The organism is Micromonospora sp. CA-259024, from assembly GCF_050936255.1.
Lineage (GTDB): Bacteria > Actinomycetota > Actinomycetes > Mycobacteriales > Micromonosporaceae > Micromonospora.
The window spans coordinates 2,140,518-2,166,580 of sequence record NZ_JBNJND010000001.1 but is presented as its reverse complement, the minus strand read 5'-3'; the positions used below and the strand labels follow the sequence as shown (position 1 = coordinate 2,166,580).

The 26,063-nt window shown below is 72.6% G+C and carries 24 protein-coding genes; 15 read left to right on the top strand and 9 right to left on the bottom strand.

The window, feature by feature from the left end; genetic code table 11:
* Positions 1 to 281 precede the first annotated feature (281 nt).
* The 5 genes from ACQEUX_RS09405 to ACQEUX_RS09385 all read left to right on the top strand — a co-directional run bounded on the left by ACQEUX_RS09405 (position 282) and on the right by ACQEUX_RS09385 (position 4,704).
* On the top strand, positions 282 to 2,048 hold the full coding sequence (locus ACQEUX_RS09405) for a SpoIIE family protein phosphatase (protein ID WP_433044236.1): 1,767 nt from the start codon (positions 282 to 284) through the stop codon (positions 2,046 to 2,048).
* The gene (locus ACQEUX_RS09400) at positions 2,045 to 3,091 is read left to right on the top strand and encodes a cobalamin B12-binding domain-containing protein (RefSeq protein WP_433044233.1); all 1,047 of its coding nucleotides are present in this window, start codon (positions 2,045 to 2,047) and stop codon (positions 3,089 to 3,091) included. The genes ACQEUX_RS09405 and ACQEUX_RS09400 overlap by 4 nt, the downstream gene beginning before the upstream one ends.
* 116 nt (positions 3,092 to 3,207) lie before the next feature.
* The gene (locus tag ACQEUX_RS09395) at positions 3,208 to 3,555 is read left to right on the top strand and encodes an STAS domain-containing protein (RefSeq protein ID WP_433044230.1); all 348 of its coding nucleotides are present in this window, start codon (positions 3,208 to 3,210) and stop codon (positions 3,553 to 3,555) included.
* 68 nt (positions 3,556 to 3,623) lie between these two features.
* Positions 3,624 to 4,070 carry a response regulator gene (locus ACQEUX_RS09390; RefSeq protein WP_433044227.1) on the top strand — a complete coding sequence of 149 codons (447 nt, stop codon included), beginning with the start codon at positions 3,624 to 3,626 and terminating at the stop codon, positions 4,068 to 4,070.
* Positions 4,071 to 4,182: 112 nt separating this feature from the next.
* Positions 4,183 to 4,704 carry an ATPase gene (locus tag ACQEUX_RS09385; RefSeq protein ID WP_433044224.1) on the top strand — a complete coding sequence of 174 codons (522 nt, stop codon included), beginning with the start codon at positions 4,183 to 4,185 and terminating at the stop codon, positions 4,702 to 4,704.
* A gap of 30 nt (positions 4,705 to 4,734) precedes the next feature.
* Here ACQEUX_RS09385 and ACQEUX_RS09380 read toward each other — a convergent pair whose 3' ends face one another.
* From ACQEUX_RS09380 to ACQEUX_RS09370, 3 genes are all read right to left on the bottom strand, one after another.
* Positions 4,735 to 5,583: a hypothetical protein gene (locus tag ACQEUX_RS09380; RefSeq protein ID WP_433044221.1), complete on the bottom strand. Its 849-nt coding sequence runs from the start codon at positions 5,581 to 5,583 to the stop codon at positions 4,735 to 4,737.
* 358 nt (positions 5,584 to 5,941) lie between these two features.
* Entirely contained in the window at positions 5,942 to 6,367 is a 426-nt protein-coding gene (locus ACQEUX_RS09375; protein ID WP_433044218.1) for an OsmC family protein, read from the bottom strand.
* 70 nt (positions 6,368 to 6,437) lie between these two features.
* Positions 6,438 to 7,385 carry a serine/threonine-protein kinase gene (locus ACQEUX_RS09370; protein ID WP_433044215.1) on the bottom strand — a complete coding sequence of 316 codons (948 nt, stop codon included), beginning with the start codon at positions 7,383 to 7,385 and terminating at the stop codon, positions 6,438 to 6,440.
* Between the two features lie 200 nt (positions 7,386 to 7,585).
* On the opposite strand from ACQEUX_RS09370, the gene ACQEUX_RS09365 reads away from it, so the two are divergent.
* The 5 genes from ACQEUX_RS09365 to ACQEUX_RS09345 all read left to right on the top strand — a co-directional run bounded on the left by ACQEUX_RS09365 (position 7,586) and on the right by ACQEUX_RS09345 (position 13,739).
* Positions 7,586 to 7,816 (top strand): hypothetical protein, encoded by a 231-nt coding sequence (locus ACQEUX_RS09365; protein ID WP_357374723.1) that lies wholly within the window; start codon positions 7,586 to 7,588, stop codon positions 7,814 to 7,816.
* Positions 7,817 to 7,935: 119 nt separating this feature from the next.
* Positions 7,936 to 8,676, top strand: a complete 741-nt coding sequence (locus ACQEUX_RS09360; RefSeq protein WP_433049713.1) for a response regulator transcription factor — start codon at positions 7,936 to 7,938, stop codon at positions 8,674 to 8,676.
* Positions 8,654 to 10,159: a sensor histidine kinase gene (locus tag ACQEUX_RS09355; protein ID WP_433044212.1), complete on the top strand. Its 1,506-nt coding sequence runs from the start codon at positions 8,654 to 8,656 to the stop codon at positions 10,157 to 10,159. Before ACQEUX_RS09360 ends, ACQEUX_RS09355 begins: the two co-directional genes overlap by 23 nt.
* 44 nt (positions 10,160 to 10,203) lie before the next feature.
* Positions 10,204 to 12,477, top strand: coding sequence for an ArnT family glycosyltransferase (locus tag ACQEUX_RS09350; RefSeq protein ID WP_433044209.1), 2,274 nt, complete (start codon positions 10,204 to 10,206; stop codon positions 12,475 to 12,477).
* Positions 12,474 to 13,739 carry a glycosyltransferase gene (locus tag ACQEUX_RS09345; protein WP_433044206.1) on the top strand — a complete coding sequence of 422 codons (1,266 nt, stop codon included), beginning with the start codon at positions 12,474 to 12,476 and terminating at the stop codon, positions 13,737 to 13,739. The genes ACQEUX_RS09350 and ACQEUX_RS09345 overlap by 4 nt, the downstream gene beginning before the upstream one ends.
* Positions 13,740 to 13,751: 12 nt before the next feature.
* Here the strand turns inward: ACQEUX_RS09345 and ACQEUX_RS09340 are convergent, their stop codons facing one another.
* Positions 13,752 to 14,609, bottom strand: a complete 858-nt coding sequence (locus ACQEUX_RS09340; RefSeq protein WP_433044203.1) for an arginase family protein — start codon at positions 14,607 to 14,609, stop codon at positions 13,752 to 13,754.
* Between the two features lie 193 nt (positions 14,610 to 14,802).
* Between ACQEUX_RS09340 and ACQEUX_RS09335 the strand changes: the two genes are divergently transcribed.
* The 4 genes from ACQEUX_RS09335 to ACQEUX_RS09320 all read left to right on the top strand — a co-directional run bounded on the left by ACQEUX_RS09335 (position 14,803) and on the right by ACQEUX_RS09320 (position 19,905).
* Positions 14,803 to 14,952, top strand: a complete 150-nt coding sequence (locus ACQEUX_RS09335; protein ID WP_433044200.1) for a hypothetical protein — start codon at positions 14,803 to 14,805, stop codon at positions 14,950 to 14,952.
* A gap of 17 nt (positions 14,953 to 14,969) precedes the next feature.
* The gene (locus ACQEUX_RS09330; protein WP_433044197.1) at positions 14,970 to 16,400 is read left to right on the top strand and encodes a class I SAM-dependent methyltransferase; all 1,431 of its coding nucleotides are present in this window, start codon (positions 14,970 to 14,972) and stop codon (positions 16,398 to 16,400) included.
* Positions 16,393 to 18,447, top strand: coding sequence for a sulfatase-like hydrolase/transferase (locus ACQEUX_RS09325; RefSeq protein WP_433044194.1), 2,055 nt, complete (start codon positions 16,393 to 16,395; stop codon positions 18,445 to 18,447). The genes ACQEUX_RS09330 and ACQEUX_RS09325 overlap by 8 nt, the downstream gene beginning before the upstream one ends.
* A gap of 174 nt (positions 18,448 to 18,621) precedes the next feature.
* Entirely contained in the window at positions 18,622 to 19,905 is a 1,284-nt protein-coding gene (locus ACQEUX_RS09320) for a citrate synthase (protein WP_433044191.1), read from the top strand.
* Between the two features lie 253 nt (positions 19,906 to 20,158).
* Here the strand turns inward: ACQEUX_RS09320 and ACQEUX_RS09315 are convergent, their stop codons facing one another.
* From ACQEUX_RS09315 to ACQEUX_RS09295, 5 genes are all read right to left on the bottom strand, one after another.
* Positions 20,159 to 20,803 carry a maleylpyruvate isomerase N-terminal domain-containing protein gene (locus ACQEUX_RS09315; RefSeq protein ID WP_433044188.1) on the bottom strand — a complete coding sequence of 215 codons (645 nt, stop codon included), beginning with the start codon at positions 20,801 to 20,803 and terminating at the stop codon, positions 20,159 to 20,161.
* 64 nt (positions 20,804 to 20,867) lie between these two features.
* Positions 20,868 to 21,224, bottom strand: a complete 357-nt coding sequence (locus ACQEUX_RS09310; protein ID WP_433044185.1) for a nuclear transport factor 2 family protein — start codon at positions 21,222 to 21,224, stop codon at positions 20,868 to 20,870.
* On the bottom strand, positions 21,221 to 21,688 hold the full coding sequence (locus tag ACQEUX_RS09305; protein WP_433044182.1) for an SRPBCC family protein: 468 nt from the start codon (positions 21,686 to 21,688) through the stop codon (positions 21,221 to 21,223). Before ACQEUX_RS09305 ends, ACQEUX_RS09310 begins: the two co-directional genes overlap by 4 nt.
* Positions 21,689 to 21,764: 76 nt before the next feature.
* Positions 21,765 to 22,112 carry an ArsR/SmtB family transcription factor gene (locus ACQEUX_RS09300; RefSeq protein ID WP_433044179.1) on the bottom strand — a complete coding sequence of 116 codons (348 nt, stop codon included), beginning with the start codon at positions 22,110 to 22,112 and terminating at the stop codon, positions 21,765 to 21,767.
* Between the two features lie 143 nt (positions 22,113 to 22,255).
* A complete protein-coding gene (locus tag ACQEUX_RS09295) occupies positions 22,256 to 23,527 on the bottom strand; it encodes a glycosyltransferase family 4 protein (RefSeq protein WP_433049710.1) in 1,272 nt (423 codons plus the stop codon).
* A gap of 417 nt (positions 23,528 to 23,944) precedes the next feature.
* Here ACQEUX_RS09295 and glgX point away from each other — a divergent pair, with 417 nt between their 5' ends.
* The gene (gene glgX, locus ACQEUX_RS09290; protein ID WP_433044176.1) at positions 23,945 to 26,062 is read left to right on the top strand and encodes a glycogen debranching protein GlgX; all 2,118 of its coding nucleotides are present in this window, start codon (positions 23,945 to 23,947) and stop codon (positions 26,060 to 26,062) included.
* Position 26,063: the final 1 nt, after the last annotated feature.

Here is a 26,063-nt window from a genome sequence, read left to right as displayed (position 1 = left end):
GCGCGCCGGTCAGCCGATGGCGCGCATGTCGTCGTCGGCGGTGTGCTCGACGGCCAACAGCTCGGTCAGCCCGGTGCGGTCCAGCAGGACCTGCTCGTCGCCCATGTTTTCCAGCCGTCTGGCAGAACGCAAGACGGGGGGAGCGACGCTCTACGGCGGGCCCACGGCAGCCGCTCTGAGGTGCCGCTACCCGGCTCCGGGCGTAGGGTGGCCGGAGAGTTGTGACCATGGACGCCGGTTCCGGTGGGTGCGGGTGGACGACAAGGAGTGAGGCTCAGCTGGTGACTGCTTCCGACGTCAGGGACTGGGACCCGGGCGACGGACGGATCTCCACGCCGGGCACGTCACGATCGACGGCGTCGTCCGCCAATGTCCCGCCCCGCCCCACGGCGGCCCTGCCGCCGCTGGCCCGCGACCGGGGTCTGGCCGCACCCGACTGGTTCGAGGTCGTCGAGCACTTCCGTGAGGGCCTGGTGGTCTGTGACGCGGACGGTGTCGTGCGGCACGTCAGTCCGGTGGCCGAGCGGTTGCTGCCCGAGGTGACGCCGGGTGAGTTGCTCAGCGCGGCCGGTGTGCCCGAGCTGAGCGAGGGGAGTGCCGGCGGCTTCACCCATCGCGGGCGCCGGCTCACCGCCCGCCGGGTGCCCCTCTCCGGTGACCGCTGCTGCTGGTACGTCGAGGACGTCACCGACAGCGTCACCCGTGCCGACGCGCTGCTCGCCGAGCGCGCACGCTCGGCCTTTCTGGCCGTGGTCGGTGACAAGCTGGGCAATCCCCTGCACCCCGACCGGGCCGCCGCCGCGGTCGTCCGACTCGCCGTGCCGACCCTGGCCGAGGTCGCTGTGCTGGTGCTCGCCCCGCGAGGCGGCCGGGCCCGCTGGTGGCGGGCCGCGCGGGCGGACGACGAGGCGCCGACGGTGGACAGCGGTGTGCTGGCCGGCGGGGAGCTGCCGACTGCCATCGCCGATGCGCTGACCGGGGTCGAGCCGCACGCGGTGGACTGGTTGGTCGAGCAGGCGGTCGACGCCGGTTGGCTGCCCGGGCTCGCCGGCACCGAGAGCACCGCCCGGGTCGTCCCGCTGCCGGGCCGCGACGCACCGGTCGGTGTCATGCTGGTGGCCCGCCGCGCCACCCGTTGGTACGCCGAGGCCGACGTGGAGCTGATCCGGGCGTTCGCGGCCCGCGCCGGCGCGGCGTTGACCACCGCCCTGCTCTACCGCGATCAGGCGGAGGTGGCTGACACCCTGCAGGCCAGCCTGCTGCCGGTGGAGCCGGCCGAGGCCCCCGGCGTGCAGTGGGGCACCGCGTACCGGCCCGCGCAGGCGGGACTGCGCATCGGTGGCGACTTCTACGGCTCGCACCGGCTCGCCGACGGTGGCTCGGTGTTCTTCCTCGGCGACGTGTCGGGCAAGGGCGTCGAGGCGGCCGTCTTCACCGGTCAGTTGCGCCAGTGCCTGCAGGCGTTGCACCGGTTGGAATCGCACCCCGGGCGCTTGCTCCGGCTGCTCAACGGCACGCTGTTGGAGACGACCCAGGCGCACGGTCAGGGTCGCTTCGCCACGATGGTGCTCGGGGTGGCCCGCCCGCTGCGCGACGGTGGCCTCACCCTCACCATGGCCGGCGGCGGGCACCTGCCGCCGCTGGTGCTGCGCGCCTCCGGCGAGGTGGAGTCGGTGCCGCTGCGCGGCATGCTGATCGGGGTGGTGCCCGACCCACGCGTCGGAGAGGTGACCGTGCAGTTGGCGCCGGGCGAAACCTGCCTGCTCTACAGCGACGGGGTGACCGAGGCCCGAGGTGGCCGCCGCGGCGACGAGCAGTTCGGCACGGAACGGCTGGTCAGCGCGCTGACCGGCTGCCAACGAATGCCGGCGCCGGCCCTGGCCGAGCGGGTCGAGCAGGTCACCTGCGACTGGTTGTCGCACGGCGACCACGACGACATCGCGGTGCTGGCGCTGCGGGCCGCCGGTGCGAGCGGGCGCGGGACCCGACACCTGCACTCGGTGCCCGCGCAGGCCGACGCCGACCAGCAGAGGGAGACCGACGCGTGACCGCCGTTACGACCGCCGACCCGACCGACGCCTATGCGGGCTATCTGGACCACCTCGCCGACGCCGACGAGTACGCCGCGATCGACATGGCGATCGGCCTGCTCGACGCGGGCGTACCGGCGGAGCGGGTGCTGCTCGACCTGGTCGCGCCCGCCCAGGCCGAGGTGGGCGAGCGGTGGGCGCGCAACGAGTGGAGCGTCGCGCAGGAGCACGCGGCCACGCACATCAGCGAGCAGGTGGTGGCGGCGGTGACCGGGCACGTCAACCCGCGACCGACCGGCGGGCGGGTCGTGGTCGCCTGCATGGACGGCGAGTGGCACGCGCTGCCGCCCCGGCTGGTGGCCGAGGTGCTGCGGCTGCGCGGCTGGCAGGTGACCTTTCTGGGTGCGAGCGTGCCCGCCGCGCACCTCGTGTCGTACCTGCACCGTTACGACGTGCACGCGGTCGCGTTGGCGTGCGCGCTGCCGATGCGGTTGCCGTACGCCCACCGGATGATCGAGGCGTGCCGCCGCTCGGACGTGCCGGTGCTGGTCGGTGGGCGCGGTTTCGGCGTGGACGGTCGGTGGGCGCGGCAGCTCGGCGTGGCCTGGGCGCCGGACGCGCCCTCGGCGGCCGAGCTGATCTCCGACGAGCGGGCGCTGCTCCGGGTGCCGCCGGCGTGGCTGGCTCACCTGGCCGACGACGAGTACGCCAGCCTGGTGCGGCGTCGTGGTGAGCTGATCGACAGCGCGGTGGCCGACCTGCGGGACGGGGTGCCGGCGACACGGGCCTACACGGCCGCTCAGCTGGACGCGACCGTGAGCGATCTGGGCCACATCCTGGATTTCCTGGCCGCGGCGGTCTACGTCGACGACGCGTCGTTGTTCACCGAGTTCGTCGAGTGGCTGTCGGGGATCCTGTTGACCCGTGGGGTTCCGGCTACGGCGATCGCCCGGCCCTTCGAGCACTACGCCGTCGCGATGCGGGACTTCCCCCGGGCGGAGCGTGTGTTGGCCCTGGGACGGGCCGCGCTGCCTGCCGCCGATCGGCGCCCCGCCCGCTGACCGCCCATCCGACCGCGCCGCTGTGGATCACCGCGCCCTGCGGCGCGTGGGCCGCTCCTGCGTATACTTGCCGCACTGCAAACGTCCCACCCGGCGGTGGAGCGAGGGGAGGCACGGTGACGTTCAGCGTCAGCTACGTCGAGCGCGACGGCGGTGGCGCCTGCCTGCGGCTCACGGGTGAGTTGGACCTGAGCACCGCCCCCGAGCTGACCGCGGCGATCGACAGGCTCGCCGCCGCTGGCGAGACCCGGGTGCTGCTCGACCTCACCGACCTGACGTTCTGCGACTCCACCGGCATGGCCGTGTTCGTGCGGGGCGACAACCAGGCCGCAGCCGACGGCGGTTGGCTGCGACTGACCGGCGCCAATGGCCGCGTCGAGCGGGTGTTGCGGATGACCGGCCTCGCCGACGTGTTGCGCTACGAACCGGAATCGGTCAACCCCGCGTCCCGTCGTGCCTCCTGATGGGCTACATTTCCCCGCCAACGCGGTGACCGTCCGGTCCCGTCCCCGCCGACCCGAAGCAGGTAGTGATGGGCGCAGACAGCCCGCAGCCGGTACGCATCCTGGTGGTCGACGACGACCCGGGCGACGTGCTCATGATCGAGGAGGCGTTGGCGGATTCCGACGTCGACAAGGTCATTGACGTGGTCAGCGACGGCGAGGAGGCGATGGAGTTTCTCCGCGCCGAGGGCCGGCACGAGCAGGCCCGCCGGCCGGACGTCATCCTGCTGGACCTGAACATGCCGCGGATGGACGGTCGGCAGGTGCTCGGCGCGGTGAAACAGGACGAGGATCTGCGGACCATCCCGATCGTCGTGCTGACGACCTCCAACGCCGACACCGACATCGTCGGCAGCTACACGTTGCAGGCCAACGCGTACGTCACCAAGCCGATCGACCTGGATGACTTCAACGACGTGGTACGCCGCATCGACGAGTTCTTCGGCCGGGTGGTCGTGCTGCCCAAGCGCACCTGACGCGGCCCTCACGCGCGGATGCTGAACATTTTTCCCGAACCTCTCCGGCGGTCGCGGTCGCGGTCGAGGATCCAGGTGGGGAAGTATCAGCAGCTGCCTGGGGGGCGACGGTATGAGGTTCTCGGTGGTCGAGATCGGTTACGACCAGCGGCAGGTGGATTCCTGCCTGGACGAGCTGGCGATCCGGTTGTCCCGGCTCGCGGTGCGGGCTGAGGGCGCCGCCGGGGTGGCCTCGGAGTGGGACGAGATCCGCCAGGAGGCGGCCTGGCTCAGCGGGCTCCTGCAGCGGCTGGACCTGGGCGACGCCGCGACGACCCGGCGCACCGGTGACGCGGTGCGCCGCGAGGCCGCCGACATCCTGGCCCAGGCTCGTTTCGAGTTGGACGAGGCCCGCGAGGAGGCACGGCAGGTGCGTGAGCGGGCGTACGCCGAAGCCGTGCAGGCCCGGCGCGACGTCGAGGCGGCGCTGCACGCCCGTCGGCGACGCGAGGCGCGGGTGGACGAGATCCTCCGCGAGGTGACGGCGGATCAGGTGCCCGTCGACACCCCGACGGCGGCTGCCGGCGTACCGGGAAGCCGGGTGGGAGTCGGCGGGGTGGACGCGGGCGCGGAGCCGCCGTCCGGCCGTCGGTGACACCATCGGGCGCCGACGTGGGCGTGCGGCTCAGGTGGTGAGCGCCGCCGCGACGGTGGTCGCCCGCTCCTCGTGCTGGGCGTACGCGTCGGGGAAGGCGGAGATCTGCACGGCCTGGGCGGCGGCGGTGACGCTCATGTCCTGCCAGCCGGGGATCTCGTTGAGTGCGCTGTAGAAGGCCCGTGCGGCGTACGACGGGCGCATCAGCTCGGCCACCGTGCCCCAGCCGCTGCTGGGCCGCTGCTGGAACAGCCCGACCGAGTCGTGGTCGGAGCCACTGCCCTGGTTCGGGTAGTTCGCCGACTCCGGCAGGACGTCGCTGGCCAGGTTGTAGAGGTTGCTCTCCTGCATGGCGGTGGCCAGTGCCACCACCAGGGCGCGGCGCGGCATCTTCATCTCCAGGCCGACATCCACGATGATCTTCGCGTTGTCCATCTGTGCCTGGTCGAGCCCGGCGACCGGGCGGGGCCGGCGTGGCTTGACCGGCTTCTTGGGCGCCTTGCGGACGACGGTGGGCGCGGGCGTGGGCTTCGCCGTCGGGCTGGGCAGGACCCGTGCGGGGACGGCGTCGCGGTCCAGTGACCGGGAGGCCCGCTCGTCGGCGATGGCGGCACGGTCGGCCACCGCCTCGGCCAGCGGCTCCACGGTGCGGGCCGTGTCGTCGTCGCCTCGGGCGGTGGCGACCGCGACGAGGCTGAGGCAGCAGGTGACACCGGTGGCCAGGGCCACCCGCAGCGGGGTCGAGCCGAGCAGGGTACGTCGGGGCGTTTCGGGGGCCCGGTGACGGCCGATCGTCCGTTCGGTTGATGCGGCGTCGCCCGTACGGGTGCTCGGGTGGGCGTCGGTCAGCGTGTGGTCGGCGGGGTCGTCGGGGTGCACTCGCCGAGGCTAAAGACCTGATTGCTCCATGCCATCGGCCCGTACGGTGGCATGCGCCACAATTTGCCCCGATCTTGGGGATTTCAGGGCACAAAGACGGAGCAAGTCTGACCAACATCGCTGATCGGACCAGACGGTTATTCCCGATTCGCCGAGCAACTCCGGTCGCGTTGCCAGGCTCCCGACTCGGCGACCGGCCACTCGCCAGCCTCAGCCATAAGGCCAGCGCCAACTCCGCCAAACAGCCGACAGCGCCTCCCCTGGTCGCTCTGCGTGCCCTGCTCAGCCCCGCCCAGCCCTGCCGATCCTGGCTGCGCGATCTTGCAGCGGTGTCGGTGATGTGGGCTGTATGAGCGGGTCAGTGCCGACCGTTCTCCGCCGGTGTGACGGTCAACCGGTGACGGCTGGCGTCGCCGCTGGTGAACGGCCAGAGCCGGTCGGCGTACTCGACCAGGTCGGCCAGCTGTTCCCGGCTCAGGCCGGCCGAGGAGATCTCCGCGTGCACGTCGGCCCGGTACCGGCCGTCGTTGTCACGCCCGAGCTTCGCCTCCGCCCGTACCTGGACCGTGTGCGCCTCGTCGGTGATCTCCCCGGCCACCTCTACCGCCGCGTGGTGCAGGCAGGAGGCGAAGGCCGCAGCCAGCAGCTGTTCCGGAGTCAAGCCGGTGCAGTGCGGCGCCAGCGGTGAAGCCAGCGCGGTGGAGAGCCCGCCATCGTCGGTGCGTACGTGACCACCCTCGGCGGTCGCTGTGGCCTCACGCAGCCAGGAACTCTGATCCGGCATCGCGTTTCTCCCGTCGCTCACCGGGTCGGCTACCCGGCCGCCGCCCGAAGAAACGCCGTGGACCGTACGGTCAGCGCGTGGAGGCCCGGTCCGCCTCGTCGAGCACCGCCACCGCCTCGGTGGCCTGCGTGGCGGCCCGTTCGGTCCACGGGGACGTCGGAGCCGGCCGGCGGGGCGTCGCGATCGTCATCGGTACGTACACCCGGGCGTCCACGACCTCGGCCAGCAGCAGCGCCGCGACCAGGCTGGTCGGACGTCTCGCGGGATCGTCGGCGAGGCAGGAGTGGCACAACTCGGCCGCCTCCGGCGGAAGCCCATCGATGGTGGGCAGCGGGTCCGGTGGTTGACGGCGGCGTACGCCGAGAAGTTCGGTGGCGCTGTCCGCGCGGTACGGCAGCCGGCCGGTGAGGCAGTAGTAGAGGAGCACGCCGAGGGCGTACATGTCGGCGGCCGGGGTGGCGGGCGCCCCGTCCAACTGCTCGGGGGCCAGGTACGCCGGGGTGCCCAGCACCATCCCGGCCGGCATCGGGTCCGGTGAGCCGGCCGGGGTGGCGATGCCGAAGTCGAGCACCTTCACGCCCGACGGGGTGAGCATGACGTTGGCGGGCTTGACGTCGCGGTGCACGATGCCGTCCGCGTGCGCGGCGGCCAACGCCGCGGCGACCTCCGCGCAGACCCGCACCGAGATCCGCCAGTCCAGCGGCCCGGCCCGCAGGTGCACGGCGAGCGTCTCACCCTCGGCCAGCTCCATCACGATGTAGGGCACCGGGCGGCCGGGCAACGTCGAGGAGGTGCCGAAATCGTGCACGCTCGCCACGTTCGGGTGCACCAGGCGGGCCGCCGACCGGGCCTCCGCGCGGATCCGTTCCACCGGGCCGTCCTCGTCGTCCGGACCGGGCGAGATCAGCTTCACCGCGATCGGCCGGTCCAGCACCTGGTCGTGCGCCCGCCACACCTCGGACATCCCGCCCACGCCGATGCGCCGCTCGAGCTGGTACCGCCCGTCCAGCGTGCGCATCGACCACTCCTCGCCCTCGCCCCGCCGGCGGCGGGTGCTTCGGTCGCGGTACCCGGGGTCCGAGCTGGGCAAACCGGAGCGGGTTTCGAGCGCGACCGGCCCCGCCCACCTCGCTGCGGCACGGCGGCGGGTGCGGTAGCTTGCGAGCCAGAGCCGGTGTCACCGATTGTGCCGGCACGGTCACCCTGGGGGGCGCCGCGATGAGCGAGGTCACCGTACGCTTCGTCGGCGGGCCCGCGGACGGCCTGGTCCGGCTGCTGCCGGCCGGGTCGGACGGCGCCCCGCCGCAGCGTTGGATCATGCGGCACCCGGACGGCACCGGGCCGGTGCAGCCCGGCCCCGACCACCTCTACGAACGCGACCGACCCGACGACGCGGGGGGCTGGAGCATGCGGTTCGTGCGCACCGACGCGTACGGGGTGTCCGAGTGACCACGGGGCGGGGCTGACCGGTGCGGACGCCGGCATCGCGTCGGCCCGGCCGCACAGCCGGCACACAGCTCCCACAGGGGCGCGGCACAGACGTCGCGGCCACGATGGGGGACATGGTCATGAACGCGCAGGCCGCGCCGAACCGGATCGAGCTGCGCCGCCCCGACGGCGAACCCGTCCGGGTGCTGGTGGTCGACGACGAACCCACACTCACCGACCTGCTGTCGATGGCGCTGCGCTACGAGGGCTGGCAGGTGCGCAGCGCCGGCAACGGCATGGCGGCGCTGAACACCGCCCGGCAGTTCCAGCCGGACGCCGTCGTGCTCGACGTGATGCTGCCCGACCTGGACGGCTTCCAGGTGCTGCGGCGGTTGCGCGAGCACGCCCCCACCGTGCCGGTGCTCTTCCTGACCGCCCGCGACGCGGTCGAGGAACGCATCGCCGGGTTGACCGTCGGCGGCGACGACTACGTCACCAAACCGTTCAGCCTGGAGGAGGTGATCGCCCGGCTTCGCGCGCTGCTGCGCCGCTCCGGCTTCGCGGTCGCCGCCCGGGAGGACGCGGTGCTCACCGTCGGCGACCTCAGCCTCGACGAGGACAGCCACGAGGTACGCCGCGACGGCCAACTGATCACCCTCACCGCGACCGAGTTCGAGCTGCTGCGCTACCTGATGCGCAACCCGCGCCGGGTGCTCAGCAAGGCGCAGATCCTCGACCGGGTGTGGAACTACGACTTCGGCGGCCAGGCCAACGTGGTGGAGCTGTACATCTCGTACCTGCGCAAGAAGATCGACGTCGGCCGGGCACCGATGATCCACACTCTGCGCGGCGCGGGCTATGTCCTCAAACCCGCCGAGTGACCGCCGCCCGCTGCGCGCCGCCCGTCGCTGGCTGGCCGGCCGCTCCCTGCGTACCCGACTGGTGTTCGCCCTGGTCGCGCTGCTGGCGTTGGTCAGCATCGCCATCGGTGGCCTCACCACGGTGGCGTTGCGGCAGTTCCTGATCGACCGGCTCGATGCCCAGCTCGCTCCCGCGACCGTCATGCGGGGTGACCGTCCGGGGCGGCCGGCCTTCCCGGGCAACGGACCGGCCATCCCACCCGGCTCGCCGTCCGGCACGGTGGTCGCCGAGATCACCGACGGCCGGGTGACGAGCGCGCGGACCCTGACCAAGAGCCCGTCCAGCGCCGATCCCTTTCCCGACGAGCAGGCCGTTCCGGTCGGGGAGGTCGCCACCCTGGCGGACGTGTCGGTCGGCGCCGCGCCGCGCACCGTGGATCTCGGCGCCCGCGGTGACTACCGGGCGGTGGCCCGGCAGTACTGGGACGGACGGGTACGCGTCGTCGCGTTCCCGTTGTCCGGCGTACAGGAGACCGTCTGGTGGATGGTCGCCGCGCAGGTCGGGGTGGCCGCCGTCGGGCTGGTCATCGCCGGAGCCGCCGGTGCGCTGATCGTGCGGGCCACCCTGCGACCGCTCAACCGGGTGGCCGCCACCGCCACCCGGGTCACCGAGCTGCCCCTGGACCGCGGCGAGGTGGCGCTCGCCGTCCGGGTGCCGGCCGCGGACACCGACCCCCGCACCGAGGTCGGCCAGGTCGGTGCGGCGCTGAACCGGATGCTGGGGCACGTCGCCGACGCGCTCTCCGCCCGGCAGGCCAGCGAGACCCGGGTACGCCAGTTCGTCGCCGACGCCAGCCACGAGTTGCGGACGCCCCTCGCGGCGATCCGCGGCTACGCCGAGGTGGCCCGGCGCGGCCGCGACGAGGTCCCCACCGACGTGGCGCACGCGCTGCGCCGGGTGGAGTCGGAGAGCACCCGGATGACCAGCCTCGTCGACGACCTGTTGCTGCTGGCCCGGCTCGACTCCGGCCGGCCGCTCGCGGCGGACCCGGTCGACCTGACCGCCCTGGTGGTGGACGCGGTCAGTGACGCACACGTCGCCGGCCCCGAACACCGCTGGCGGCTCGATCTGCCCGAGGTGGCGATCCGGGTGCCGGGCGATGCCGCCCGCCTGCACCAGGTGGTCGCGAACCTGCTGGCCAACGCCCGGGTGCACACCCCACCCGGCACGGTCGTGACGACCACACTGGCCGTCGACGGGGACAGCGCCGTGCTCACCGTCGCCGACGACGGGCCCGGAGTGCCGGCGGAACTGCAACCGGAGATGTTCGAGCGGTTCGCCCGCGGTGACAGCTCCCGGTCGAGGACGCACGGCAGCACCGGGCTCGGCCTGGCGATCGTCGCGGCGGTGGTGGAAGCCCACCACGGCACCGTCGGTGTGGACAGCCGCCCGGGCCGGACCGTGTTCACCGTCCGGTTGCCGAATCCCACAGCTGACGCATAGTCGCCGCACGGCGTCCCGCCAGCCCGGCCGTCGAGGCTGGCCGCATGGACAGAACCGAGACCCTGCTGACGGCACCCGCCGAACCCGAGCCGCCGACGGCCACGCGCCCCGACGAGCATTCGCCGCCGACGGTCCGCTCGCCGGCCTGGGCCCGGCCCGCGCTGGCGGTCCTGCTGCTCGCCACCGGCCTGCTCTACCTGTGGGGCCTGGGCGCCTCCGGCTGGGCGAACTCGTTCTACGCGGCGGCCGTGCAGGCCGGCTCGGTGAGCTGGAAGGCGTTCCTCTACGGCTCGTCGGACGCCGCCAACTCCATCACCGTCGACAAGACACCCGCATCGCTGTGGCTGATGGCGCTGTCCGTACGCGTCTTCGGGCTCAACAGCTGGGCGATGCTCGTCCCGCAGGCGCTCTGCGGGGTCGCCTCGGTCGGCGTGCTCTACGCCACGGTGAAGCGCTGGTACGGGCCGGCCGCCGGGCTGATCGCCGGCGCGGTCCTCGCGGTCACCCCGGTGGCGACGCTGATGTTCCGGTTCAACAACCCCGACGCGCTGCTCATCCTGCTCCTGGTCGCCGGGGCGTACGCCACCGTCCGGGCCGTGGAGTCGGCCAGCACCCGCTGGATCGTGCTGGTCGGTGTGCTGGTCGGCTTCGGTTTCCTCACCAAGATGCTCCAGGCGTTCCTGGTGGTGCCGGTCTTCGCCGGGGTGTACCTGCTGGCCGCGCCGACCGGGCTGTGGCGGCGGGTCCGGCAGTTGCTGCTGGCCGGCCTGGCGGTGGTGGTCTCCGCCGGCTGGTGGGTGGCACTCGTCGAGCTGGTTCCGGCCAGCTCCCGCCCCTACATCGGCGGGTCACAGGGAAACAGCATCCTGGAGCTCACGCTTGGCTACAACGGCCTCGGCCGGATCACCGGCGACGAGGTGGGCAGCGTCGGTGGCGGCGGTGCGCGGCCGGGCGGCGGCCCGTTCTCCGGACAGACCGGCGTGCTGCGGATGTTCGGTGGTGAGGTCGGCGGTCAGATCTCCTGGCTGCTGCCGGCCGCGCTGATCCTGCTGGTGGCCGGTCTGCTGCTGGCCGGTCGCGCGGCCCGTACCGACCGCCTCCGGGCCGGGCTGCTGCTCTGGGGCGGCTGGCTGCTGCTCACCGGCCTGATCTTCAGCTTCATGTCCGGGATCTTCCACGCCTACTACACGGTGGCGCTCGCCCCGGCGATCGGCGCGCTGGTCGGCATCGGCGTGACGCTGCTCTGGCGGCATTGCCACCAGGTCCCGGCCACCGGCGGGCCGGCTACGTCGACGGGTAACCCGGTGCCCGCGTCGGACGACGCTCCGGTCGCCGCACCGCGCGCCCAGCGGTGGCGTCCGCTGGCGGCCACGGTGACGCTCGCCGGCACCCTCGCGGTCACCGCCTGGTGGGCGTGGGTGCTGCTTGGGCGCAGCCCCGACTGGTACCCGTGGCTGCGGGTCGTCGTGCTCGTCGCCGGCCTGCTCGGCGCGGCGCTGCTCCTGCTGGTCACCCGGCTGCCCCGCCGGTTCGTGCCGGTGGTACTGGGCCTGGGCGTGGCGGCGGCACTCGCCGGTCCGGCGGCGTATGCGGCCCAGACCGCCGCGACCCCCCACACCGGGTCGATCCCGAGCGCCGGCCCGGCCGTGGCGGGCGGGTTCGGGCGCGGCGGCTTCCCTGGCGGGCGACCGCCCGGTGGCATGCCGTTGCCGGGCAACGGCCAGTTCCCCGGCAACGGCCGGTTCCCCGGCAACGGCCAGTTTTCCGGCGACGGTCGCAACGGTGGACAGGACGGCGGTCAGGTCCCGGGCTTTCCGGGCGGCGGCCGCAACGGCGGTCAGGCGCCGGGTGGGCAGAACGGTGGCCAGGTTCCCGGCTTCCCGGGCGGTGGCCAGGTGCCAGGCTTCCCCGGTGGTGGGCAGGGTCGCGAGGCCGGCGGTGGCATGGGCGGGCTGCTCGACGCCCGTGAACCCAGCGCCGCGTTGCGCGAGCTGCTGGAGCGCGACAGCGCCGACTACACGTGGGTGGCGGCCACCGTCGGCTCCAACAACGCCTCCGGCTACCAGCTCGCCACCGGCGACCCGGTGATGCCGATCGGCGGGTTCAACGGCAGTGACCCGTCACCGACCCTCGCGCAGTTCCAGCGTTACGTCGCCGACGGGAAGATCCACTACTTCGTCGGTGGTGGCGGCTTCCGGGCCAACGGCGGCAGCTCCGCCTCGCAGGAGATCGCCGCCTGGGTCGCGGCCACGTTCACGGCACAGACCGTCGACGGTGTCACCGTCTACGACCTGAGCACCGGGACGGAGGCGTCGTGACCGCGTTCAGCGGCCCCCGGGCCGCCGTCCAGGCCCGACCCGACGCCGCCGGTGCGGTGCTGGACGTGGTGATCCCGGTCCACAACGAGGAGACCGACCTCGGGCCGTGCGTACGGCGGCTGCACTCCCACCTGAGCGAGCACTTCCCGTACCCGTTCCAGATCACCATCGCCGACAACGCCAGCGTCGACGACACCCTGAAGGTGGCCGACGGCCTCGCCGGTGAGCTGCCCGGCGTCGAGGTGCTGCACCTGGACGCCAAGGGGCGGGGGAGGGCGCTGTCGACGGCCTGGTCCGCGTCGCCCGCGCCGGTGCTGGCGTATATGGACGTGGATCTGTCCACCGACCTGGCGGCGCTGTTGCCGCTGGTCGCGCCGCTCATCTCCGGCCATTCCGACCTGGCGATCGGCACGCGCCTGGCGCGGACCTCCCGGGTGGTGCGCGGTGCCAAGCGGGAGGTGATCTCGCGGGCCTACAACCTGCTGCTGCGCGGCGCGTTGGCCGCCCGGTTCTCCGACGCGCAGTGCGGGTTCAAGGCGATCCGCGCCGACGTGGCCGTTGAGCTGCTCCCGTTGGTGCGGGACACCGGCTGGTTCTTCGACACCGAGTTGCTGGTGCTCGCCCAGCGGGCCGGGCTGCGTATCCACGAGGTGCCGGTGGACTGGGTCGACGACCCGGACAGCCGCGTCGACATCGTCGGCACCGCCCTGGCCGACCTGCGCGGGATGGGTCGGCTGGGCCGGGCGTTGGTGACCGGCGCGCTGCCGCTCGCCGACCTGCGCGCACAGCTCGGCCGGGCGCCGCTGACAGCTCGGCCCGGGCAGTTCGGCAGGGCGCCGCTGGTCGCGTCGCCGGGGCAGGTGCCGGTCGGGTTGCCACGGCAGCTGGTCCGGTTCGCGGCGGTCGGGGTGGCCAGCACCCTCGCGTACCTGTTGCTCTTCGTGGCCACCCGTGGCGCGCTCGGGGCGCAGCCGGCGAACCTGCTGGCGCTGCTGCTGACCGCGGTGGCGAACACGGCGGCGAACCGGCGGTTGACGTTCGGCATCAGCGGACGACGGCACGTCGGCCGGCACCACCTGCAGGGGCTGCTCGCCTTCGGCCTGGGCCTCGCGTTGACCAGTGGCTCGCTGGCCGTGCTGCACGCGGTGCACACCGCGCCTGCCCGGCCGGTGGAGCTGGCCGTGCTGGTGGCCGCGAACCTGGCCGCCACCGTGCTGCGGTTCGTGCTGCTGCGCCTCGGGATGCACCACCGGCGCGGCTGAGACACCGGTTGGTCAGCCGCCCAGCACTTCGGCGAGGACCTCGACGACGCGTCGCGTGTGGCGCCCGTCGGGGTCCTCGTCGGTGTTCAGGTCGGTCACGCTCATCCCGAGCAGCCGGTCGGCGCGGGCCAGCGGGGTGACCAGCGCGACCAGGTCCGGCCAGCGCAGCCCGTCCGGTTCGGGGTAGGTCACCGCCGGCAGGTCGCGGGGGTCCACGGCGTCGAGGTCGAGATGCAGCCAGGCCGGGCCGTCCCCGCCGGCTGCCAGGCCGGTCCCGACCGTCGCGGCGCCGAGGCGCAGCAGTTCCGGGGTGGGCACCTGGTGGATCGCCGGGTCGATCCGGGCCGTCTCGGCCCGGCTGCTGTCGTCGGTGGGCGGACGGTGCCCGAGCAGGTGGACCCGGCCGGGGTCGAGCGACGCGCCGTCCTGGCCGATGGCGGCGACCGGGCCGTGCCCGGTGATCACCGAGAGGTCCATGTCGGCGGCCTCGCCGGTCGTCGAGGTCGCGCCGTCGTAGAAGTCCGGGTGGCCGTCGACGAACCACAGCTCCGTCGTCGGGGGCAGGGCCCGGCAGATGCCGGGCAGGATCGCGCAGTCCCCGCCGAGCACCAGGGGCCGACGGCCGTCGCCGAGCAGGGCCGCGATCCGGGCGGTGAGGGCCGCGCCGGCTCGGACCAGGCCGGCGGCGCCGATCACCCCGCTCGCTGGGTCCCGGACCGGGTCGCGTAACCACGCCTCGTCCACCCGGCCGCCGTCGTCGGCGGCCAGGGCGTCCAGCAGGCCGGCCCGGCGCAGCGCGGCCGGGGCCCGCTCCTCGCCGCGCCCAGCGCCGGAGGAGTCCAGCGGCGCGTCCACGATCGTCCAGCGCACGTCCGCAGCGTACCGGCGAGGCCCGCCGTCCCGGCCACATTCTGTGGCGAGGCTGAGAGTCCGCCAATGTGCCCGGTGCACCAATGACGATCAGCGTACGGTGAGGGACAAGTCCGGCTTTCTGGGTAAAAAGCCTCACCGCTGCATACCCGGGGACGCCGGTGTCGAGACGGGCGAGGGCAAGGAGCGATCAGTGAGACATCTGGCCTACCTGGACGCGGGATCCGGCAGCCTGATCGTGCAGGCGGTCGTCGGCGGGGTGGCCGGCGCCGCGGTCGCCGGCAAGCTCTACTGGCGACGCCTGGTCGACCGGTTCCGCCGGCAACCGACCGACCAGCGGTGAGCGGGCCGATCCCGGCGATGGCGATCTCACCCACGGAGGTACGGCCCGAGCCTGCCTCCTTCCGCGACCCGGCCAACCGGGTCTTCCACGTCGGCGACGAGGTGCTGCGCGGGCTGGACACCCGGGCCGCCGAGCACTGGCGGACACTGGCGGGCAGCACGTTCTTCCCGGCGCTCGTCGCCGCGCGCAAGGTCTGCGGCACCGAGGACGCCCCGCCCGCACTGGTCCCCGCCGCCACCGGGGCACCCTGGGCGGCCGTGCTGCGCCACGAGCGCATCCCGTTCGTCTCCCACCCGTACGAGTGGTCGTTCAGCATGCTGCGCGACGCCGCGCTGCTGCACCTGGAGATCCTGCGCGCCGCCCTCACCGAAGGCTTCACCACCAAGGACGGCTCCGCCTACAACCTGCAGTGGCGTGGGGCCGAGCCCGTCTTCATCGACATCGGCTCCTTCGAGCCGGTACGCGACGGCGAACCGTGGGCCGGCTACCGGCAGTTCTGCCAGACCGTGCTCTACCCGCTGATGCTCACCGCGCACCTGGGCGTCGACTTCCAGCCCTGGCTGCGCGCCCGCGTCGACGGCATCGAGGCCGACGAGCTCCGGCCGCTATTCGGCGGGGCACGCCGGCTGCGCCCCGGTGTGCTGACCCACCTGCACCTGCACGGCGCCATGCAGCAACGCAACGCCGCCGCCAGCACCAGCGACGTCCGTGACCAGTTGCGGGCCGCCGGCTTCTCCCGGGAAATGCTGCTGGCCACCGTACGCGGCATCGAGAAGTTGGTCCGCCGGCTGGACCGTCGTCCGGCGGAGAGCCACTGGTCGGACTACCAACGCACCTGCGGTTACTCCGTACGCGACCGGGTGGCGAAGGAACAGTTCGTGGCGACCTCCGTGGCTGCTGGGGCCCGTCCTCGCCTGGTGCTCGACCTCGGTGCCAACGACGGCCGGTACTCCCGGTTGGCGGCCGGACACGCCGACTACGTGGTCGCCGTCGAGCAGGACCCGGCTGTGGTCGACGAGCTGTACCGAAAGTTGCGGTCCGAGGGGCAGCGACGCATCCTGCCACTGGTGCTGGACCTGGCCGACCCGTCGCCCGGCGGTGGCTGGCGGGGCGTCGAACGGGCCGGCTTCGCCCAGCGTGCCTGCGCCGACGTGGTGCTCGCCCTGGCCGTGGTGCACCACCTGGCGATCGGGCGCAACGTGCCGCTGCCGGAGGTCATCGACTGGCTGGCCGGGTTGACCGTGCCGGGCGGCGCGGTCGTGGTGGAGTTCGTCCATCCCGAGGATCCGATGGCAACCCGACTGCTGGCGAACAAGCCCGCCGGTCTCTTCCCGGACTACCGGCGCGACACCTTCGAGGCGCTGCTCTCCGCCCGGGGGCGGATCACCGACCGGCTGGAACTGCCCTCCGGCACCCGCACGCTCTACCGGACGGTGATGGGTGGCTGAGCCGGCACCCGCCGGCCCGCCGGCTCCGGACGACCGGCCGCGCCCCACTGCCGGGCGGTGGGACCAGGGCTGGCGGGGCGAGCTGGGCCGGCTGCTGGAGGTGGTCGCGCTGGTCGGGCTGGTGGTCACCCAGCCGCTGCTGGACGTGCTCGGCCGCAGCCCCGACTTCTTCCTCTTCCACCGGGCCGACCCCGCGCAGATCCTGCTGCTGGTCGCCCTCGTGGCGGTGGTGCCCACCGTCGCAGTGGCACTGCTCGGCGCGCTCAGCCGACTGGCCGGCCGGACCGCCCGCGCCCTCACCCACACCGGGCTGGTCGGGCTGCTGCTCGCCGCCCTCGCCGTGCAGGTGGGCCGGCACGTGACGCCGCTTCGGGGCGTACCGCTGCTGCTGGTCGCCGTGCTGGCCGGCGCCGTCGGCGCGGCCGCACACCGGCGGTGGCGGGCGCCGGGCCGGGTGCTGCGACTGGCCGCCGCCGGGCCGGTGGCCTTCGTGGCGCTCTTCCTGCTCGCCTCGCCCACCTCGACGGTGGTGCTGCCGCGTGGCGACGGCGGCGCAACCGGCACCGCGCAGGGCGGGGCCGTGCACCCGCCGGTGGTCATGCTGATCCTCGACGAGCTGCCGCTGGTCAGCCTGCTCGGTGCCGACGGGCGGATCGACGCGGCCCGCTACCCGCACTTCGCCGAGCTGGCCGGCGCCTCGACCTGGTACCGCAACGCCACCGGAGTCAGCGGATGGACCCCCAACGCGCTGCCCGCGATGCTCACCGGCCGCTACCCGGCGCGGCCCGCCGCCCCGCACTACTCGCAGTACCCGGACAACATCTTCACCGCCTTCGGCGGCCTCTACGACGTCCGTGCCGAGGAGAGCATCACCCGGCTCTGCCCGCCCAGTCGCTGCGAGCAGCCGGTCACCCCGGAACAGGGGCTCGGCGTGCTGGTCCGGGAGAGCGGCAAGCTGCTCGGCCAGGTCGCCGGGCCGAGCGAGACCCGGGCCGACCCGGAGGACTCCTACCGGGAGCAGACCCGCGCCGAAGCCGGCCTGGACGCCGCGGAGCCGGTGCCGGCCGACCCGAAGTTTCGCTGGGACAGCCTGGACGACAACCAGCCCGCCCGCTTCACCAGCTTCCTGGCCGGGCTGAAGCCGACACCCCGGCCCACCCTGCACTTCCTGCACCTGCTGATGCCGCACTCGCCGTGGGCGTACCTGCCGTCCGGGGCGCGCTACGACGCCCCCGAGGACCTGCCCAACGACGGCGCCGGCTGGGTCGAGCTGGCCCGGCAGCGGCACCTCGCCCAGCTCGGCTACACCGACCGGCTGATCGGCGAGACACTGCGGACGCTGCGCGCCAGTGGCCTCTACGACCAGGCTCTCGTCGTGGTGACCGCCGACCACGGGGTCAGCTTCCACCCGGGGGCCCAGGGCCGGGGCATGGACGCGATCAAGGCCGCCGCCGGGGAGGTCGCGTGGGTGCCGATGTTCGTCAAGGAGCCCCGCCAGCAGACCGGCCGGGTGGACGACCGTAACTGGGAGCACGTCGACCTGCTGCCGACGGTGGCGGACGAGGCCGGCATCCGGCTGCCGTGGCGGGTCGACGGCCGCTCCGCCCGGCAGGCCCCGCGCACCGACGGCACGAAACACTTCTACGACCGCCCCGGCGAACCGGTCACCTTCCCCGGCGGGGTGCCCGCCCCGCCGCCGCTGCCGCCGCCGCACCCCCTGGTCGGCACGCAGGTGCAGGGCGGCCCGGCCGGCGGCAGCGCCCGGGTGGCCGACCTGGCCGCGTTCACGGCCATGGACCCGGACACCGGCACCCTCCCGGCGCTCGTGTGGGGGGACGTCCCGGACCGGATCCCGGACGGCACGCTGCTCGCGGTGGCCGTGAACGGCCGGATCGGAGCCGTCGTCCCGGTGGTGCCGGCCGACCCCGGCGGGCGCCGGTTCGCCGCGCTGCTCACCGACGACAGGCTGTTCCACGCCGGTACCAACCGGCTCGACGTTTTCCAGGTCGCGACGGACGGTACGCTGCGACGCCTCGCGCTGTCCTGACCTGGTCGCGGGCTCGTCCCGTGTATCGGGAGGCCGGGTTTCCCGGCGAACCGGTTGGGAATCGGGTGACGCATACCTCACCGCCGAACCACGGCGCACGTTGTCCCCCGAGCCGCAATTACGGTAGAAGCGAAGGCAATTCAACGTAGATCTGCCGGCGAAGCGAGGAACCACATGACGGAAGTCAAGCTCGACCACCCCGGCGGGCAGCTGTCGATGCCGGTACATCCTGCGGTCGAGGGCCCCGCTGGTATCGGGGTGAGCAAGCTGCTGAAAGAAACCGGGATGACAACGTACGACCCCGGTTTCGTCAACACCGCCGCTGCCTCATCCGCGATCACCTACATCGACGGCGACGCGGGGATCCTGCGTTACCGGGGATACCCGATCGAGCAGCTGGCCGAGAAGTCCTCCTTCCTGGAGGTCTCCTACCTGCTCATCTACGGTGAGCTGCCGACCGAGCAGCAGCTGACCGAGTTCACCGAGTGGATTCGGCGGCACTCGCTCCTGCACGAGGAGATGCGTCGCTTCTTCGACGGCTTCCCCCGGGACGCCCACCCGATGGCGGTGCTCTCGTCCGCGGTGAGCGCCCTGTCGACCTTCTACCAGGACAGCCTGGACCCGTTCGATTCCGAGCACGTGGAGATCTCGACGGTCCGGCTGATGGCGAAGGTGCCGACCATCGCCTCGTACGCGTACAAGAAGTCCATCGGGCAGCCGCTGCTCTACCCGGACAACTCGCTGGGGTACGTGGACAACCTGCTGCGGATGACGTTCGGCGTGCCGGCCGAGCCGTACGAGGTCGACCCGGTGATGTCGAAGGTGCTGGACATGCTCTTCGTCCTGCACGCCGACCACGAGCAGAACTGCTCCACGTCGACCGTCCGGTTGGTCGGTTCCAGCAACGCCAACCTCTTCGCCTCGGTCTCCGCCGGCGTGAACGCCCTGTTCGGCCCGCTGCACGGCGGCGCCAACCAGGCTGTGCTGGAGATGCTCCAGCAGATCAACGCCGGCGATGGCGACGTCCGGTCCTTCGTCCGTAAGGTCAAGGACAAGCAGGACGGCGTCAAGCTGATGGGCTTCGGCCACCGGGTCTACAAGAACTACGACCCGCGGGCGGCGATCGTCAAGAAGGCCGCGCAGGACGTGCTGGGTCGGATGGCCAAGCCGGACCCGCTGCTGGACATCGCCATGGAGCTGGAGGAGATCGCGCTCGCCGACGACTTCTTCGTCTCCCGCAGGCTCTACCCGAACGTGGATTTCTACACCGGCCTGATCTACAAGGCCATGGGCTTCCCGACGAAGATGTTCACGGTGCTCTTCGCGCTCGGCCGGCTCCCCGGCTGGATCGCCCAGTGGCGCGAGATGATCAACGACCCGGAGACCAAGATCGGCCGTCCGCGGCAGATCTACGTCGGCTCCGCCGAGCGGGACTACGTCCCCTTCGCCGAGCGCTGACCTCTACCCGTCGCACCACCGCAGGCCGTCGACCCGATCCGGGTCGGCGGCCTGCGGCCTTTCCCGCCAGCACTTTCGGCGGGGTCCCGATGATCGACTCGGTATCCCTGATGTCGCGGTATCCCCGCCACCGGGACACCCCTACATCCTGAAACCGGAGTCGATCAAGCGCCGGACCGGTCCGAAGTGGGCTTCGACGGACCTGCACAGTGATTGGGGGGCCGCGCTCGCGGGTTGTCGGCGTTGTGGGTCGTCAGAAGGCCGAGATGTCCTGCGCTCGTTCGCTGCGGCTCAGGGCGCTGATCACCGCGGACTGGCCGTGACGGCGTACGGCGAGGCGCACCAGCAGGTCGCGTACGGGGTCGAAGACCTCCGGCGGGAACGTCGGCGTCGGCACGCCGACGCTCACCGCCAGGTCGTCGGAGTGGACCACGATCTCCAGTTGGCGGGTGAGCAGGAACTCGCTGCGCCGCAGGGACCAGCCCTGCCACGGGATCGGCACGACGTCGCGGGCTGCCCCTCGCGCGAGCAGGTCGGCCGTCTCCTTCAGCGCGAGGGCGGTGCGGGCGTGCAGGTCCGCTGGTCCCCGTGCCGCTTCTGCCTCGTCCGGGCTGGAGGCGACGGTGGCCTCGTCCGGAGTCCCCTCGGTGACCCAGGCGGCCTGCTCGTAGTGGCCGTCGGCCGACTCCAGGAGAGGCAGGTCGGTCGGCATCGGCAGCAGCTCCGCCGCCCGTACCGCCTGACGTCCCAGGTGGCACGCCAGAGCTCCCACGGACAGGTGCGGCAGCACGCTCGGACGCGACCACTGCTCGGTCACCTCGGCGCGGCGGATCAGGTCCAGCGCGATCGAGGCGGCGACCGGGAAGGCGGAATCCAGGGCGTCGACAGAGTGAGACATCCGCACATTCTGGCAGGGACGGCAGGCCGGCGCTGATCTCGCCGGCCTCGCCTCGCGCCCGGCCTCAGGGCAGCGGTACGACGTACGAGTCGACGCGAGCGATGAGCCCGTCGCGGAACGTGAACAGGTCGTTGAAGGCGAACCGGAACGGCCCGTGGTCGACGCTGACACCACGGCCCTCGCCCGTGGTGACGACGACCGACCCGTCCTCGTGGACACGCTGGACGTCGAGATCAGGGCTGCCGGTGAACGCCGGATTCTCGATCTCGCCGTCGAACTCCACCTTGCCGCGCGTGGTCCGGTGCCCGTGGATGACCCACTCGACGTCGTCGGTGAGGGTCGCGAGGATGCGCGGGTGGTCGCTCGTCCGAAAACCGGCGAAGTATTCCGCGACGAGGTCGCGTTGGGTCGTCTGCGTCATGTCGTTCTCCGTCCTGATGTGGGCTCGTCGTGCTGAAGGTGGGTGGCGAGGGCGTCCAGGATCGAGGCGAGCCCGTTGGCTGCCTGGGCGCTGCGCAGTTCGGGGGGAAGTCGACGCTGGTGGACGGTGAGGTCCGTGCCGTCGTCGGCGGGCTGGACGGTGACGGTCGTGCGGAGGCCGGTGACGGGTTCGTCGAACACCAGCTCGTGCGGGGCGGTGATGCTCACGTAGACGAACCGGAGCCGGCGGGACGCACCGTTCGGCGCGCGGGTGTCGAGCGCGAACTCGCCGCCGGGGCGCAGGTCCACGGTTACGGACTCCGGGGGCACCGTGGCGTGCGAGCCGCCCCAGAACGCGGCGATGCCGCCCGGTGAGGTGAACGCGGTCCAGACGCGTTCAGGTGCCGCCGGGAGATGGCGCCGGGCGATCAGCTCGTCGCCCCGGAGTTCCGCGCGGGCCGTCACCGGACCACTCCGTCGCCCGGGACCTTCGCGCGGCGGTCGACGGCCTGCCCTGTCGCCCGGCAGCTCCGCGCGGCGGTCAACGGACCGCTCCGTCGTCGTTGAGGTGCCGCTCAAGGGCGTCGAGCCGGTCGTCCCAGGCGCGGCGCTGCTCGTCGATCCACCCGCCGAGCAGCGACAGGTGGTCGGCCCGCAGCCGGCAGGGGCGTCTGGTGCCCTCGCGTCGCTGTTCGACCAGGCCGCACCGCCGCAGGACGCCGACGTGGTGGGAGATCGCCTGCGGGGTCACGTCGAACGGTTCGGCCAGCTCTCCCACCGTGGCGTCACCCCGGGCCAGGCGAGCCACCAGGGCGCGACGGATGGGGTCGCCGAGAGCGGCGAAGGCCGAGTCGAGATCCGGGCCGGGTGCCGCGACTGAGGTGGACATGGACCCACCCTAAAGCAAAAGACCGTTTGTGCAAACAAACACTTGCGAAGGCGTGTCGCCGACATCGCGGTGTCCCGGTGCGGGGACCCGCGATGTCGGCGACACGAGTCGGTCAGCGATCGGCACCGTGCCGCGGACCGCCGTCAGCGCAGGCCGGCGGCGGCGAGCAGGTTGCCCTCGGGGAGCGCCGGGAGGGCGCGACCCTGGGACATGCGCTGCTCGGCGCGCTGTGCGGTGAACGCGGCGTCGGTGGCGATGGCGGCGGCGTAGCTGGCGGCGGTGCGCTGGGCGATCGCCGACCAGCCGTACTGGTCGTGGACCATCCGGCGGGCGCGACGGGCCATGACGCGGGCACGGTCGGGATCGGACAGCAGCGCGTCCACGGCGTCGGCGAGCCCGTCGGGGTCCTGCGGGGGGAAGGTCATCCCGGTCACCCCCGGCTGGACGATCTCGGCGAGGCCGCCGGTGGCCGCGATGGCGAGCGGCGCGCCGGCCGCGGCGCCCTCCAGGGCCACCATGCCGAACGGCTCGTAGATGCTCGGCACGGCGAAGCAGTCGGACGCGGCCATCAGCGCCGGCAGGTCGGTGCCGCCCAGGAAGCCCGGCATGGTGACCGTGCCGCCGAGGCCGCGGCGGTGCACCTCGGCCTCCAGTTCGGCGCGGTACGGGCCGTCGCCGGCGATCACGACGCGCAGCCCGGGGTGCCGTTCCCGCAGCCGGGGCAGGCCGGCGATCAGGTGCTGCACGCCCTTCTCGTACACCAGGCGGCCGGCGAAGGTGACCAGCGGGCCGTCCCCGGCGAACCGGGCCCGGGCGGCGGCCACGGCGCGCGCCGGCACCCGCCAGCGGTGCGGCTCCACGCCGTTGGCGACCACGTCGACCCGTCCGGCCGGTACGCCGAACAGCGCGTTCACCTCGTCGCGCATGTAGCCGGAGCAGACGATCACCCGGCCGGACTCGCTGCTGAGCCACTGCTCGACGCCGTGGATGGTGCGGTTCATCTCCTCCGGCAGCCAGCCCTGGTGCCGGCCCGCCTCGGTGGCGTGGATCGTGCTGACCAGTGGGATGTCCAGGTGGTCGCGCAACGTCATCGCGGTGTGGGCGACGAGCCAGTCGTGGGCGTGGATGACGTCGTAGGTGCCGGCTTCGGTGGCGCGTAGGGCGGTGCGGGTGAGGGTGTGGTTGAAGGCCATGGTCCAGGCCAGCAGGGAGCTGGTGGCGAGGGGGAAGGTGACGGGGTCTTCGGGGGCGCGCAGGATGCGGACGCCGTCGGCGTATTCCTCCAGGGGTGCGCCCTCGGTGTGGCGCGTGACGACGGTGACGTCGTGGCCGGCGGCGGCGAGGGCGACGGAGAGTGCGTGGACGTGTCGGCCGAGGCCGCCGACGAGCACCGGCGGGTACTCCCAGGACAACATCAGGATGCGACGGGTCTGCGGCGGCACGCCGGTGCCGGGCTGGGTCGGGAGCTGGGGCCGGGAGGTCAGGGTGGGCCGGTGGACCCGGTCCGTGGTGGCAGCGTGCTGCTCGTCGACCCGCAGGGTCACATCAATCTCCGTCCATGCATGGTGGTGCGCGCCGGCGTCAGTGGCGGCGGAGCGAGAGGTGTAAGGGGTGGCCGAGGGCCGAGTGGACACGCGCGGGCGCGTGCCCCCAACAAGCAAAGGGCATCGAGCGCGATACCGCACCTCGAGAGGTGCCAAGGTGACGGAAGACACCCGATGGGTCTAGCGGGCATCAGACAGGTGGATTCCGGTCACCGCCTGAAAGGATGGATTGGCGTGCCCGGGGGCAGGGCAATACCCGCGCACATGACCGGGTTTTGAGGGAGCGACATGCAGGTCTGGCCGGGCGAGCAGTACCCCCTGGGCGCCACCTACGACGGGATGGGCACCAACTTCGCCATCTTCTCGGAGGTGGCCGAGCGGATCGAGTTGTGCCTCTTCGACGAGTGGGACACCGGCGCCGAGCGCCGCGTCGAGCTGCGCGAGGTGGACGCGTACGTGTGGCACGCGTACCTGCCGGGCATCGAGCCGGGTCAGCGCTACGGCTACCGGGTGTACGGCCCGTACGAGCCGGCGAACGGGCTGCGCTGCAACCCGCACAAGCTGCTGATCGACCCGTACGCCAAGGCCATCGACGGTGACGTGACGTGGGACCCGGCGGTCTACGACTACGACATGGCCGAGCCGGAGCGGATGTCGGAGACCGACTCGGCGCCGTTCATCCCGAAGTCGGTGGTGGTCAACCCGTACTTCGACTGGGGCAACGACCGGCCGCCGCGCACCCCTTACCACCACTCGGTGATCTACGAGGCCCACGTACGCGGGCTGACCATGCGCCACCCGGACATCCCGGAGGAGCTGCGCGGCACGTACGCGGGCATCGCCTCCCCGCCGATGATCGACTATCTGACCCGGCTCGGGGTGACCGCGATCGAGCTGATGCCGGTGCACCAGTTCGTCCACGACCACCGTCTCGCCGACCTGGGGCTGCGCAACTACTGGGGTTACAACACCATCGGCTTCTTCGCCCCGCACCACGGCTACTCCGCGCTGGGCCGGCGCGGTCAGCAGGTGCAGGAGTTCCGCGGGATGGTCCGGGCGCTGCACGCGGCCGGCATCGAGGTCATCCTCGACGTGGTCTACAACCACACCGCCGAGGGCAACCACCTCGGGCCGACGCTGAGCTTCAAGGGTGTGGACGCGCCCAGCTACTACCGGCTCAGCGAAGAGGACCGCCGCTACTTCGTCGACTACACGGGCACCGGCAACAGCCTCAACGTCCGCAGCCCGCACTCGCTGCAACTGATCATGGATTCGCTGCGCTACTGGGTGCAGGAGATGCACGTCGACGGCTTCCGCTTCGACCTGGCCGCCACCCTGGCCCGCGAGTTCTACGAGGTCGACAGGCTCTCGACCTTCTTCGAGGTGGTGCAGCAGGACCCGGTGATCAGCCGGGTCAAGCTGATCGCCGAACCGTGGGACGTCGGCCCCGGCGGCTACCAGGTGGGCAACTTCCCACCGCTGTGGACGGAGTGGAACGGCAAGTACCGCGACACGGTGCGGGACTTCTGGCGCGGTGAGCCGGCCACCCTCGCCGAGTTCGCGTCCCGGATCTCCGGCTCGGCCGACCTCTACCAGGACGACGGGCGCCGCCCGTTCCACAGCATCAACTTCGTCACCGTCCACGACGGGTTCACCCTCAACGACCTGGTGTCGTACAACGACAAGCACAACGAGGCCAACGGCGAGGACAACCGCGACGGCGAGAGCCACAACCGATCCTGGAACTGCGGCGTCGAGGGCGACACCGACGACGAGGCGGTGCTCGCCCTGCGGGCCAAGCAGCGGCGCAACTTCCTGGCCACCCTCATGCTGTCGCAGGGCGTGCCGATGATCGGGCACGGTGACGAGCTGGGCCGCACCCAGCACGGCAACAACAACGTCTACTGCCAGGACAGCGAGCTGGCCTGGGTCGACTGGGACAACGTCGACGAACAACTCCTGGAGTTCGTCCAGACGCTCACCGCGTTCCGCAAACGGCATCAGGTGTTCCGCCGCCGCCGGTTCTTCACCGGCCTGCCGGTGGGTGGGCGTGGCACCGACGAGCCGCTGCCCGACCTGGCCTGGCACACCCCGGACGGGCGGGAGATGACCGGCGAGGACTGGGGCAACGACTTCGGCCGCTCGGTGGCGCTGTTCGTCAACGGCGAGGGCATCCGCGAGCGCGGCCAGTACGGCCAACGCCACCGCGACGCCTCGTTCCTGCTCTGCTTCAACGCCCACGACGCACCGCTGGACTTCACCCTGCCCGGCAGCGAGTACGGCCAGAAGTGGGAACGCGTGATCAGCACGGCGGAACCCGCGCCGGACGACGCCACGGTGATCAGCGCGGGCGGCACGATCCGGGTGCCGGACCGTTCCCTGGTGGTGCTGGAGAGGACGATCTGAC